Annotated in this window: 12 protein-coding genes, 1 pseudogene and 1 riboswitch; of the genes and pseudogenes, 11 read left to right on the forward strand and 2 right to left on the reverse strand. The window is 30.9% G+C overall.

All coding sequences use genetic code 11. From position 1 onward, the window contains the following. Positions 1-191 (reverse strand): annotated as a pseudogene (locus tag KQI42_RS18240) (CsxC family protein); the annotation flags it as partial. A gap of 347 nt (positions 192-538) precedes the next feature. Beyond that, positions 539-666: riboswitch (cyclic di-AMP (ydaO/yuaA leader) on the forward strand. A 241-nt stretch (positions 667-907) separates the two neighbouring features. Between KQI42_RS18240 and KQI42_RS18245 the strand changes: the two are divergent. The 6 genes from KQI42_RS18245 to KQI42_RS18270 all read left to right on the forward strand — a co-directional run bounded on the left by KQI42_RS18245 (position 908) and on the right by KQI42_RS18270 (position 9,131). Further along, entirely contained in the window at positions 908-2,026 is a 1,119-nt protein-coding gene (locus tag KQI42_RS18245; RefSeq protein WP_216521854.1) for an NAD/NADP-dependent octopine/nopaline dehydrogenase family protein, read from the forward strand. Next, positions 2,026-3,675 (forward strand): cobalamin B12-binding domain-containing protein, encoded by a 1,650-nt coding sequence (locus tag KQI42_RS18250; protein ID WP_216521856.1) that lies wholly within the window; start codon positions 2,026-2,028, stop codon positions 3,673-3,675. The genes KQI42_RS18245 and KQI42_RS18250 overlap by 1 nt, the downstream gene beginning before the upstream one ends. Positions 3,676-3,976: 301 nt before the next feature. Continuing rightward, entirely contained in the window at positions 3,977-4,369 is a 393-nt protein-coding gene (locus tag KQI42_RS18255; protein WP_216521857.1) for a hypothetical protein, read from the forward strand. Between the two features lie 128 nt (positions 4,370-4,497). Next, positions 4,498-5,838 carry a sigma-54 interaction domain-containing protein gene (locus KQI42_RS18260; protein WP_216521859.1) on the forward strand — a complete coding sequence of 447 codons (1,341 nt, stop codon included), beginning with the start codon at positions 4,498-4,500 and terminating at the stop codon, positions 5,836-5,838. A gap of 187 nt (positions 5,839-6,025) precedes the next feature. Then, positions 6,026-7,432, forward strand: a complete 1,407-nt coding sequence (locus KQI42_RS18265; protein ID WP_216521861.1) for an amino acid permease — start codon at positions 6,026-6,028, stop codon at positions 7,430-7,432. Between the two features lie 40 nt (positions 7,433-7,472). Further along, positions 7,473-9,131, forward strand: a complete 1,659-nt coding sequence (locus KQI42_RS18270) for a M20/M25/M40 family metallo-hydrolase (RefSeq protein ID WP_216521863.1) — start codon at positions 7,473-7,475, stop codon at positions 9,129-9,131. A 60-nt stretch (positions 9,132-9,191) separates the two neighbouring features. Here KQI42_RS18270 and fabZ read toward each other — a convergent pair whose 3' ends face one another. Next, the gene (gene fabZ / locus KQI42_RS18275; protein ID WP_216521864.1) at positions 9,192-9,623 is read right to left on the reverse strand and encodes a 3-hydroxyacyl-ACP dehydratase FabZ; all 432 of its coding nucleotides are present in this window, start codon (positions 9,621-9,623) and stop codon (positions 9,192-9,194) included. 241 nt (positions 9,624-9,864) lie between these two features. On the opposite strand from fabZ, the gene KQI42_RS18280 reads away from it, so the two are divergent. From KQI42_RS18280 to acpP, 5 genes are read left to right on the forward strand one after another with little or no spacing between them, the layout of a single operon-like run. Next, positions 9,865-10,866: a beta-ketoacyl-ACP synthase III gene (locus tag KQI42_RS18280; RefSeq protein ID WP_216521865.1), complete on the forward strand. Its 1,002-nt coding sequence runs from the start codon at positions 9,865-9,867 to the stop codon at positions 10,864-10,866. Between the two features lie 3 nt (positions 10,867-10,869). Then, a complete protein-coding gene (gene fabK, locus KQI42_RS18285) occupies positions 10,870-11,829 on the forward strand; it encodes an enoyl-[acyl-carrier-protein] reductase FabK (protein ID WP_216521866.1) in 960 nt (319 codons plus the stop codon). Next, entirely contained in the window at positions 11,822-12,781 is a 960-nt protein-coding gene (fabD, locus tag KQI42_RS18290) for an ACP S-malonyltransferase (RefSeq protein ID WP_216521867.1), read from the forward strand. The genes fabK and fabD overlap by 8 nt, the downstream gene beginning before the upstream one ends. Further along, positions 12,778-13,521: a 3-oxoacyl-[acyl-carrier-protein] reductase gene (gene fabG, locus KQI42_RS18295; RefSeq protein ID WP_216521868.1), complete on the forward strand. Its 744-nt coding sequence runs from the start codon at positions 12,778-12,780 to the stop codon at positions 13,519-13,521. The genes fabD and fabG overlap by 4 nt, the downstream gene beginning before the upstream one ends. Positions 13,522-13,541: 20 nt before the next feature. Next, complete coding sequence (gene acpP, locus KQI42_RS18300) at positions 13,542-13,775, forward strand: acyl carrier protein (protein WP_216521869.1); 234 nt, start codon at positions 13,542-13,544, stop codon at positions 13,773-13,775. Positions 13,776-13,796: the final 21 nt, after the last annotated feature.

The raw sequence follows: 13,796 nt of genomic DNA on the forward strand, positions 1-13,796 counted from the left end.
CTTAACTGAGCTAAAACTACAGGTATCTTTGCTACAACACCATTTGTAATTCCAACTGGTGTTTCTGGGGAGTTTGGACAATCACCTAAGTTTCTACTATCAACATCAACGCAAGATGGTGGGCAATTCCCAAATCCATTATCGAAAACTTGAATATTATTAACATTACCAGTTTCATTTTGCATACCCATTTTTGTTTCCTCCTTTAATATTAGTTGTTTTGGCTGCTGATAACTCTGCTGTCCTTTTTCCTACTACATGATATTCTTATAGCCTAATTAGGTGATAATAATTTTTATATTAAGCTAAAATAGCTTATAAAGTGCTTTTTTAATAAATTCTTGTATCCTATAGTTAAATATGGTATAATATTCTTTACATACTGTTCTAAGAGTTTGCATTTCGTTAAGCTCTTTTTTAACTTATTTTTACATATCATTTATTCTCTAGTTAATTTTGTTGTATTATAAAAAATTATCATAAAATCAAATATATAGTCATATGACCTTAGATTAAATTATTTTCTATCTTTAAAATTATATATTAATCGCTGAATTCTCTTAGAAACGGGGGAACCAATTTTTTGGGGTGAATCCTTTTTGGGACGGGAAAATCCCTTTAACCCGAACCCGCCAGCTAACCTCGTAAGCGTTCTAAAGGGGGATTGATATTGTGCTGTTTTCAGGACTATGGAATCCCATAGTCTTTTCTTATTCAAAAAATCAAGTTGACATAAAACGGGATTAAATCTAGGTAGTATTCTAGTTCTATCTAAACTTAAAGTCATCTAATTACCCTGGAGTAACCAATTTAAAGATTATATAACTTTTAATTTTAGTTGTTGTAATTTGCATTTTTAGGGTTATTAGCCATGGGATAAAAAAGATCTTGAAAGGAGAAATTTTATATGATAAGAGATATAACTTATTGTGTTATAGGAGCAGGCAATGGTGGTATGGCTATGGCAGGATATTTAGCTAAAAGTGGATATAGGGTAAACTTACATAATAGAACCTTAAATAATATTATACCACTTATAAAAAAACCCATTATTAGCTTAACGGGTGAAGAAACAGGTTTTGGAATTTTAAATAAAGTGACCAATAATATGAAAGAGGCTATAGAAGGTTCTGATATTATAATGGTCACCATTCCTGCAATGGGGCATTATTCAATGGCTGTAGAAATGGCACCTTATTTAAGAAATGGTCAAATAATTGTACTTAATCCAGGAAGAACTGGAGGAGCTTTAGAGGTTTATGAAACCCTCAGAAAATACGGAAGTAGTAAAGATATTATTGTAGCGGAAGCTCAGACTTTCATATATGCTTGTAGAACTACATCTAGTAATAGTGCTCATATATTTAAAAGTAAAAAAGAAGTATCTTTAGCTGCTATTCCAGCTATAAAGACCCATTATGTAATAAATATTCTTAGAGAAGCATATCCTCAATTTGTTGCAGCAAAAGATGTAATGGAAACTAGTATAAATAATTATGGTGCAATATTTCATCCGGCTCCTACTTTATTAAATAGTGGACATATTGAGAGAGGGGCTCCTTTTGAATACTATACTGAAGGTATTACTCCATCTATAGGGGACTTTATAGAGAAGATGGATAATGAAAGGATGGAAGTAGGAAGGGCGCTTCAAGTAGAGACCATATCTGCTAAAGATTGGCTATATGAAACTTATGGTGCAAAGGGAGATAATCTATATGAAACAGTACAAAACAATCCAGCCTATAGGGGTCTTCAGGCACCAAAAGGACTATCAATTAGATATATATTTGAAGATGTTCCTTATAGTTTAATACCTATATCTTCTATAGGAGAAGAATTTGGTATAGAAACACCAGCTATAGATTCTATAATAAGAATTGCAGAATTAATAACGGGAAGAAACTTTTATGAAGAGGGAAGAACTCTAGAAAGACTTGGATTAAAAGATCTAACGGTATCAGAAATACACCAACTTGCTAAAAAAGGAACTATAGATAAAAACAGTAAGGAGGTTGTTGCTTAATGAAAAAAATAATAGCAGGTACTATTGGAAATTGTGTTCATGTAGCAGGAACGATGAATTTTTTAACTTTAGCAGATAATGAAGGTTATAAAACAGAATTTATAGGAATTGGTATAACTATTGATCAATTGTTAAGTGAAATAAAAGATAAAAAACCAGATATAGTAGCCTTAAGTTATAGGCTAACACCAGAACCATTAAATAGAATTATGGAAGAGTTAAAAGATAAAATAGAAAAAGAAAAAATATTTGATATTATATGGATATTTGGAGGCACAGAGCCCACATCCTTAGTGGCAGAAAAATGGGGAATTTTCACTAAGATATTTTATGGTTATGAGGATATTGATGAAGTTATAGCTTACTTAAAAGGGAAAAACTATTCTGAGGAAGAATCTTATCCAAAAGATTTAATATCAAGAATAAAATCTAAATATCCTTATCCTATATTAAGACATCATTTGGGATTACCTACGATAGATGAAACTATTGAGGCTATAAAGAAGGTAGCAGAAGCAAAAGTGTTAGACGTTATATCTATAGCTCCAGATCAAAATGCTCAAGAATTCTTTTTTGATCAACGAAATATGGATAAAAGGTTAAATGGAGCAGGTGGAGTGCCTTTAAGGACGAAAGAAGATTTCAAAAAATTATATGAGGCAGCTCAAAGAGGAAATTATCCACTACTTAGATCTTATAGTGGTACAAAAAATATAATAAAATTTGCTGAAGTTTTAAACGAGAATATTAATAACGCATGGTGCGCAATACCATTATTTTGGTATAGTGAATTGGATAAAAGAGGTCCTAGAACTTTAAAAGAAGCTATTATTGAAAATCAACAAGTAATGGCTTGGCATGGAGAAAGAAATATTCCAGTGGAAGTAAATGAAGCTCATCATTGGAGTTTAAGAGATGCTCATGATGCTATAGGGGTGGCAACGGCTTATATAGCAGCATATAATGCAAAGAAGATGGGAGTGAAAAATTATATAGCTCAGTATATGTTTAATGTACCTGCTTTTATATCTCCGGAAATGGATCTGGGAAAAATTTTAGCGAAAATTGAATTAGTAGAAAGTTTAGAAGATAATAATTTTAAAGTTTACCGTCAAGCTAGGGCAGGATTAACAAGTTTTCCAGCTAACTTGTATCAAGCAAAAGGTCAGTTAGCGGCATCAGCTTACTTAGCAATGGCAATAAAGCCACATATATATCATGTTGTTGGATATTGTGAAGCTCATCATGCAGCTAAAGCTGAAGATATAATTGAATCATGTATGATAGTAAGAGGAGTACTAAAAAATGAATTTCTAGGTTCTGTAGATATGACTAAAGATAAAAATGTTATAAATAGAAAGAATAAACTAATAGAGGAAGCTAATTTAATAATAGACAGTATCAAATCATTAACTTTAGATATTGAAGACCCATTAGGAGATCCAGATATATTAGTAGAAGCTGTTAAAATAGGAATCCTAGATGCACCTCATCTAATAGGCAGTAATATTGCGAAAGGGCAATTAAAGACTAGAGTAGTTAGTGGTGGATTGTATGCATATGATGAAAAGGAAGCAAGGATCATCTCGGAAAAAGAGAGGATAAAAAAGATTTTTAAAGAAGAAAACCTTCAATTAAGAAAAAGTTAGGAATGCATTTATCCTAACTTTTTCTTAGGAAAATACTTACAATTATATGTTGCACAATATATATATATATACTATAATAGATAAAAATAGGACTATGTTCCTATTTATAATGAAGCTTTTATTTTTATATAACATTTAAATATAAAAATAGATAAATAATAAATAACTAAATATTACCGGGGAAATATTTAGTTGTTTATGTCGAATAGGAGATGATTATTTCTAATAGGATATAGTAAATTACTTAGTAATATATTATATAAATATCATGTTGATTATCTAGAGATAGAGGTGCGTTATTGTGGGGAATAGCAAGTTATTAGTCTGTAGAGATACTGCGTTGTCATTTCTTAAAGGAAGAGATGCAGTACATTGTTTAGAGTTTATAATAGATATATATGATGGAGTTAGGTATACTCATGCTAGTGAAGAAGAAATAATGCAAAAACTAATGAGGATAATACATAACTTGGTAGATTCTGCAGGTCTATCTAATTTAATGGAAGAAGAACAGAAGAAAGTATTCGACGAGTTCATTATTAAGTTTTTAAATATTGAATTTGAAGATAATAAATATGTAATAAAAAATGAACATTTTTCTAAGTTATCTTTAGATGAATTTTATCAAGCTATTTTATGGACTAAGTGTTTCTTAGAGGATAATGGCGAAAATTTAGAAGCATCCTTTTTATAAATGGGATGTTTTTTTTATTCTGCAATTATTAGTAAATCTACGAAAACAATAAAAGAAGAAAAAAGTTGAAAAAATCTAAAAAATCAGTTATTATAAATGTATAAAAAAGATTGTTAGTGGGGGATATAATGTTTAAACAGGACAGTTGTAAAAACGTTGTCATTATTGATAATACTGGAGTAATCATTTATTTCACTATGAGTAATTTGCCTGTTTATGATTTGACACCAGAAGATGTTATGGGTGGAAAGCTTACTTCTCTATATAAAAATTTAGATAACAATAATAGTACTTTAATCGCTGCTACAAAAACAGGACAACCTACTATTAACTACAAACAAGGGTTAAAAACAAAACGAAACAATCTTGTTTATCAAGTAGGTTCTACATATCCAATTATGGATAGAGATAGAATAATCGGAGCAATTGAGTTTTCGGATTATTTTGATAAAAAAGGAAAATTGCCATATAAAGGTTGTTTTCAATCTAATATTATTTACAATAGAAATGGAACATGCTATACAATTGATGATATTATTACAAGAAATCAAGAAATGATTAAAATTAAGGAAAAAATTCATAGAGTATCCAAAACAGAATCAATTATTTTGATTCAAGGGAATACAGGAACAGGTAAAGAATTAATTGCACAATCTATTCATAACTGTAGTAATAGGAGAGAGGGACCATTCATATCACAAAATTGTGGAGCAATTCCAGAAAATCTATTAGAAGGTATCTTATTTGGTACAACAAAAGGTAGTTTTACAAGTGCTGAAAATAAAGAGGGACTTTTTGAGCTAGCACAAGGAGGGACACTATTTTTAGATGAGATAAATTCTTTAAGCCCTTTATCACAAGTAAAATTATTGAAAGCAATTGAAGAAAGAAGAATTAGAAGAATTGGCGGTTCACATGAAATACCTTTAGATATAAGAATTATAGTAGCCTTAAATGAAGATCCTAGAGTACTTATGGAACAAGGTAGGATGAGAGAAGATCTTTACTATAGAATTTCAGTTGTACAAATTATTTTACCTGAATTGATTGCTAGAAAAGACGATATAGAACTTTTATCAAATTACTATATAGAAATATATAATAAAAAATTAGGTTATAATGTAAAACCTATTTCAAAAGAATTACTCGATGTATTTGAACAGTATAATTGGCCTGGTAATGTGAGAGAGTTAAAAAACGTAATTGAAGGAGCTTTTAACAATATCACGAAAAATGAACTTACAATAGAGGATATTCCGAGCAGAATGCTTGAAAGTAAAAAACATGAAATTACAGATACCTTATACAATTTGAATTGTGATTTGAAAACATACCTAGAAGATCATGAAAGAAGTATTATTTTAGAAGCCTATAAAAATTATCAGAACAATTTGACCTTAACAGCAGCCTCTTTAAAAATTTCAAAACAACTATTGAAATACAAACTAAATAAATATACTAAACAATAGAGTGATAGTAAAAAATATTTTACGCAAATCATAAATGGTAAAATATTTTTTACTATTTTTAATGGGTAAAAATGTAAGATGTTGAAAAATGGCTATATTTGTAGATCGTTATTTTTGGCACGAACTTTGCTCTATAGTATGTTATAGATTTCAACAATATATAAAAATACTAAGGAGGTATTACATCGTGTCAAATCAACAGCCTAAGAAAGAGATGGACAATATTGTAGAAAAATCAGAAGGACTAAAACGTTCTATGAAGACCCATCAAATAATGATGCTGGGTATAGGTGGAACAATTGGAACAGGACTATTTTTAGGTTCAGGCTATGTACTACAACAAGCAGGGCCAGGAGGTACTTTATTAGCATATCTTTTTGGAGCAGTAATAATGTATTTGATGATGTTTTGTTTGGGAGAATTATTAGTTGAAATGCCAGTAGCAGGAACAGTACAAGCTTATGCAACAGAATTAATTAATCCTAGTATGGGATTTACAGTAGGATGGGTAAAATGGTTATCATACGCTATTACTATACCCTCACAACTTGTGGCTTCATCAATAATTATGAAAAATATTTTTCCTAATGTTAATTCAATAGTATGGATTATAGGCTTTACAATATTATTATTTATTTTAAATGCAGTACCTAGTGATAAATATGGTAAATCATCTTTCTGGTTTAGCAGTATAAAATTCATTTTAATTGTAGTATTTTTTATCTTAGGAGTAGGAATGATTACGGGAATAGTAGGAGGAAAAGCTGTTGGATTTAGTAATTTTACAAACGATGGAGGACTTTTTCCTAATGGTATGAGGGCAGTAGTAATGACTATGATGACAGCAGCTTTTGCCTATGGAGGAGCAGACATATTTGCAAGTGCAGCAAGTGAAAGTGAAAATCCCGAAAAAGACTTGCCACGTGCTATACATGCTACAATATGGGGATTAATAATAAGTTATATGGCCAGCTTAATAGTATTAATAGCTGTGTTGCCGTGGAGAAGTGCTGATTTAGCGGGAAGCCCCTTTGCATATGTATTTAAATTAGCAGGAATACAATCAGCAGAATTAATAATAAACATCGTAGTATTGACATCAGCTTTATCTTCAGCAAACGCTTTCATATACTCAAGTACAAGATCTTTATGGTCGATGGGTAATTACAACCAAGCACCAAAGTTTGTATCTAAAGTAAATAAAAATAAAGTTCCAATGAATGCTTTGATTTTTACTATGATTTTTGCAGTATGTGCTGTTGTATCAAGTATAGTAGCACCAGGAACAGTATATTTATTTTTAACCTCAATAATAGGTATAAGTAATATTTTTATTTATGTTCTTTATGCAGTATGCTTATTCTTATTTAGAAAAAGATATACGAAAAACGGTGGAGAAATATCTAACTTAAAATTCAAAACACCTTTATATCCAATAACACCAATAGTATTAATAGTATTATGTTTGACCGTATTTTTAGGAATGTTCTTTGATCCTACACAAAAGCTAGCATTAATATTAGGAATACCGACATATGCTGCGTTCTATATAGGATCAACAATATATAATAAATCAAAAAAGAGTAACTTATAAAATAAATTTAAGAATTATAAAAAATTTAGGAGGTAAAGATATGAATAACAAACTTGCGGCAAGAATAGAACAAATTGCTGTAGAATTAACAAATGAATTAAGTGTAGTAGATACTCCAGGAGAATTGGATTCAGTACAAAAAGTATATGATATCTTTTCTGAAATGGATTATTACAAGGAAAATCCACAGGATTTGAAATTTGTAGATGCAATTAATGATAAGCTTGGCAGAAAAAGTGTAGTTGCTGTATTAAGAGGAAGAAAAGGCAATAGCAAAAAAACTGTATTAATGATAGGTCACACAGATACAGTTGGTATTTCAGACTATGGAAGTTTAAAAGAATATGCCAATAAACCTTATGAATTAACAGAAAAGTTTAAGAAAATTTCTTCTTCACTGCCTGAAGAGGTAAGGAAAGATTTAGAGTCAGGTGATTATTTATTTGGCCGTGGTCTTTTCGATATGAAAACTGGTGATGCTATTATAATGGCTTTGATGGAAGAAATATCAAAGGATATTGGAAATTTTGAAGGAAATTTAATTTATGCTGCAGTTTGTGATGAAGAAGGAAACTCAGGAGGTATGTTATCTGTAGTGCCAGAATTAGTAAAAATGCAGGAAGAAGAAGGCTTTGATTATTTAGCACTTTTAGATACAGATTATATGACGTCTGAATTTGAAGGTGATGAAAATAAATATATCTATATTGGTACAGTCGGTAAGTTAATGCCGTCATTTTATGTAGTCGGGAAAGAAACTCATGTTGGAGAGTCATTTAAGGGTATAGATCCAAATCAAATTGCTTCTTCAATTACAAATAGAATCAATTTAAATGCAGATTTTTGTGACGTAGCAGAAGGAGAAGTCTCACTTCCTCCAATTACATTAAAGCAAAGAGATTTAAAGCCAGAATATTCAGTACAAATAGCTAAAACATCTACTTTATTTTTTAATTATGCAACTCATTGCAGTACACCGGATGAGGTATTAAAGAAGATGAAAGATGCAGCAAAGGAAGCTTTTCAATCTACTATTGATAATTTAAATATACAATATGAAAGATTTTGTGATCTAGCAGGAAGAAAATATGAAAAACTACCTTGGGAAGCAAGAGTATTATCTTATGAGGAATTATATGAAAAAGTAAGAGCGGAAATAGGTAGTAAATTAGATGAGAGAATGGCTGAATTTACAGAAGAAATGATGAAGGATGAATCTATAGATCAAAGAGAATTTTCACTTAAAATGGTAGAAGAAGTCCATAGTCTATGGTCAGATAGAGAACCAGTTGTTATAGTATATTTTACACCACCATATTATCCACATATCTATGTAGAAGGAAGTGCACCAAAGGAAAAAGCTTTGCTTGATGCAGTAGCAGATGCTATAAATACAACAGAGTCAGATTATAACTTAGTTTATAAAAAGTTTTTCCCATATATTTCAGATTTAAGTTATGGAGCAGCACCAAAAGATCCAAAGATTATAGCGGCATTAAAAGATAATATGCCAGGTTTTGGTATAAAATACGATTTACCTCTAGAAGATATGCAGAAACTTGATTTACCAGTACTTGATATAGGAAGTTTTGGAAAGGATGCACATAAATTTACAGAAAGAATAGAGAAAAAATATTCCTTTGAAGTAGCACCTGTATTAGTATATAAAACAGTTATGAATCTATTAAAGAATAACTAACTAAATTTTTGTTTGTTTAAAAAATTGGTGGATAGCCCATTAAGGCTTCCACCAGTTTTTCTATTCAATAGCAAATAAAAACTCTCCTTCTGCCGCTAATTCATTATCTACATAAGCTTTACCTTTGCCAATACCTATAGCTCCTCTTAGTTTTATTATTTCCACTTCAATTTTTAGAGTATCTCCAGGCACTACTTTTTTTCTGAAACGAAATTTATTAATTCCTGCAAAATAAGGGGTTTTACCTTTAAATTTTTCATCACCTAAGAGTATTACAGCCCCAACCTGAGCCATAGTTTCAATAATAATTACTCCAGGCATTACAGGCATATTAGGAAAATGTCCCTGGAAATAAGGTTCATTAACGGTTATATTTTTATATCCTGTACCTTTTATACCTATTTCACCTATTTCTACTTTATCTACAAAGAGAAAAGGATACCTATGGGGAATTATAGCTTTAATATCGTTAACATTTAGAAGCTTTTCCATTATTTCACCTCGTTTTCAACTTATTTGTATTGTTTTTAATAATTGACTATTTAATAATGTTAATATATACTAATTCTTAAAGTTTTTGAATTAGTATATTCTAATAATATACAAATTTTTATTATTTAGCAAATAATACAATAAAATGATATAATAGGCTGTGAATATTAATTTTAAAGGGGGTGATAATGGAAATAGCAGAAGATGACCTTCAAACACAATAAAAAATGGAGGTGGAAAATTGAATAATTATTCTGTAGGAATATCTGGTGTTGGTAGTTATGTTCCAGAAAAAGTTATTACTAACTTTGATTTAAGTAAGCTAGTAGATACTTCTGATGAATGGATTATTGAAAGAACAGGTATTAAAGAAAGAAGAGTTGTTGAAAAACATATTGCTACCTCTGATATAGCAACTTTAGCTGCTAAAAATGCACTAAAGGATGGAAATATCGCACCAGAAGAAATTGATCTCATTATAGTTGCAACAGTAACCCCTGACAATGCATTTCCTTCAACAGCTTGTATAGTTCAGAAAAATTTAGGTGCAACTAAAGCAGCAGCTTTTGATATAAATGTTGGCTGTTCTGGATTTATTTATGGCTTAGCAACAGGAGCGAATTTTATTAAAACCGGAGTTTATAAAAAAGTTTTAGTAATTGGGGGAGAAGTCTTATCCAAAATTATTAACTGGGAAGATAGAAATACCTGTGTATTATTTGGTGACGGCGCAGGAGCATGTATATTAGAAAGATGTGAAGATGGGTTTGGAATTCTTTCTTTTGAACTGGGAGCTGATGGTGCTAATGGCCAAGCTTTAATTCAGCCAGCTGGTGGCTCTAGATTACCAGCTAGTTATGAAACCGTTAAAAACAATCTTCATACTATTAAGATGGATGGGAAAGAGGTATTTAAATTTGCTGTAAGGGTTATGGAAAAAGCTTCTATAAATGCTTTAATTAAAGCTAATCTTTCTATGGAGGATTTAGATTTTTTAATTCCTCATCAAGCCAATATTAGAATTATAGATGCAGCAGCGAAGAGACTAAAGCTAGGAAAGGATAAGGTTTATGTAAATTTAAATAAATATGGAAACATGTCTTCAGCTTCTATTCCAGTATCATTAGATGAAGCCTTGGAAGAAAAAAGAATAAATAAAGGAGACATAGTACTATTAGTAGCCTTTGGTGCTGGTTTAACTTGGGGCTCGGTAGTTATGAAGTGGAATAAGGAGGGAAGATAAATTATGTTTCATACAAGAATATGTGAAATATTAAACATAAAGTATCCAATATTACAAGGAGGAATGGCTTGGGTAGCTACTCACGAATTAGCGGCGGCAGTTTCAGAAGCAGGAGGTTTGGGTATTATAGCTGCAGGTAATGCTCCAAAAGAGGTAGTGAGGGATGAAATAAGAAAGCTAAAGAATTTAACTGATAAACCTTTTGGTGTAAATATCATGCTGATGTCACCTTTTGCTGAAGATATTGTAGGTATAGTATGCGATGAAAAGGTTCCTGTTGTAACTACAGGTGCAGGAAATCCAGGAAAATTTATTAAAAAATTAAAAGAACATGACGTAAAAATCATACCTGTAGTACCTACTGTATCTTTAGCCATAAGACTTGAACGTGAAGGTGTAGATGCCTTAATTGTAGAAGGAACCGAAGCAGGAGGACATATAGGAGAGTTAACTACTTTTGCGTTAGTTCCTCAAGTAGTAGATTCAGTTAAAATTCCTGTTATAGCAGCAGGTGGAGTTGGTGATGGTAGAGGATTTTTAGCTGCTTTATCTTTGGGGGCAGAAGGAGTACAAATAGGAACTAGATTTGTATGTTCTACAGAAGCTAAAGTTCACTTAAACTATAAAGAAGCTATTATAAAGGCAAAAGATAGGGATGCACAAGTAACTGGAAGAAGCACTGGATACCCTGTTAGAGCTTTAAAGAATAGATTTACAAAGGAATACTTGGCCCTCGAAAAATCTGGAGTACCTTTTGAAGAATTAGAGGAATTAGGTGCAGGAAGATTAAAATTAGCCGTTGTAGAAGGAGATATAAATTATGGATCTTTAATGGCAGGACAAATATCTGGGTTAATTAAGGATATTAAGCCCTGTAAGGAGATTATTGAAGATATAATCATTTATGCAGTTAAAGAGTTAGACTTGTTATACTCTCTAAAGAGAGGTGACATTAATGAGTAAGCTAGCCTTTATATTTCCTGGGCAAGGTTCTCAGTATGTAGGAATGGGAAAAGACTTCTATGAAAATTTTGAAGAATCTAGAAAAATTTATGATGAAGCTAATGAAGCTTTAAAGATGGATTTAAAAAACCTTTGCTTTAATGGATCTGAAGGAGAGTTAAGAAAAACAGAAAATACTCAGCCAGCTATATTGGCTACTAGTATAGCTATGTTAAAAGCTATAGAAAGAGAAGGTATTGACTGTGAATATACAGCAGGTTTAAGTTTAGGAGAGTATAGTTCCTTAGTAATGAGTGAAAGTCTCGATTTTAAAGATGCTCTAAAAATTGTAAAGGAACGAGGAAAGTTTATGCAGGAAGCTGTTCCAGAAGGAATTGGTGGAATGGTTGCAATTTTAGGATTAGATAAAGAAAAATTAACTCCTGTATTAGAAAAATCTAAGGATTTTGGAATAGTAGAAGTAGCTAACTATAATAGTCCAGAGCAATTGGTTATTTCTGGAGAAAAAGAAGGATTAAAAATTGCTTGTAAAGAAGCACTAAAAGTAGGAGCCAAAAAAGCAATACCTTTGGCTGTTAGTGCACCTTTTCATACTAGTTTATTGATACCAGCAGGAGATAAATTAGAAAAAGAATTATCTCAAGTAGATATTAAAGGAGTAAATAAAAAAGTTGTATCTAATGTAGATGGAAAGCTAATAAATAACAAAGATGAAATAAAGAGTAAATTGGTAAATCAAGTTAGTCAATCTGTATTATGGCAGCAGTCTATTGAGTTTATGATAAATGAAGGAGTTAATGTTTTCGTTGAAGTAGGTCCAGGCAAAAGTTTAACAGGCTTTGTGAAGCGTATTGGAAAATCTATGGGTAAAGAAATAAAAGCACTTAATATAACTAGTGTGTTGACCTTTGAAGAAACTGTTAATCGTATTAAAAGGGGGGACCTAATATGAACTTAGAGAATAAAGTAGCCTTAATAACAGGTGGATCAAGAGGTATAGGAAAAGAAATTGCGTTAGAGTTATCAAAAAATGGGGTTAATATAGCTATTAGTTATATTAATAATGAAGAAATGGCAAGAACAGTTATAGAACAAGTAAGAAAAAATGGTGTTAAGGGGATAATGGTTAAGGCAAATGTATCAAAGGAAGAAGAAGTATTATATATGATTAAAACCATAGAAGAGGAACTAGGATCTATTGATATACTAGTAAATAATGCAGGTGTAACAAAAGATAATTTACTAATAAGAATGAAAACAGAAGAATGGGACGAAGTCATTGATGTTAATTTAAAAGGAACTTATCTTTGTACAAAAGCAGTAGCTAGATCAATGATGAAAAAAAGATATGGAAAAATAATTAATATTACTTCTATAGTAGGGATTACAGGGAATCCAGGACAAGGAAATTATAGTGCATCTAAAGCAGGAGTCATCGGTTTCACAAAATCTATGGCAAAAGAATTAGCTAGCCGTGGAATTAGAGTGAATGCTATTGCACCTGGTTTTGTAGAAACAGATATGACAGAGGTTTTAAAAGAAGATATAAAAGAAGAGATGTTAAAAACTATACCTTTGAAAAGGTTTGGAAATCCTAAAGATATTGCAAATTTAGCAGTATTTTTATCTAGTTGTAATTCTGATTATATTACAGGCCAAATAATAAGTGTAGACGGTGGAATGTCAATTTAAATTTAAGGGAGGATATAAAAATGATATTTGAAAAAGTAAGAAATATTATAACTGATCAGTTAGAGATTGATGATGTAGAGAGTATTACTATGGACACTTCTTTAATGAATGATTTAGAGGCAGATTCTTTGGATGCAGTAGAAATAATGATGGAATTAGAAGATGAATTTAACATAACCATACCTGATGAAGATGCGGAGAAATTTAAGAATATTGGAGATATAGTTAGATATATTAAAAATAAAATTTCTTAATACTCTATTATAGGGAGGCAT

The sequence above is a fragment of the Tissierella simiarum genome, from assembly GCF_018917865.1.
Lineage (GTDB): Bacteria > Bacillota > Clostridia > Tissierellales > Tissierellaceae > Tissierella_C > Tissierella_C simiarum.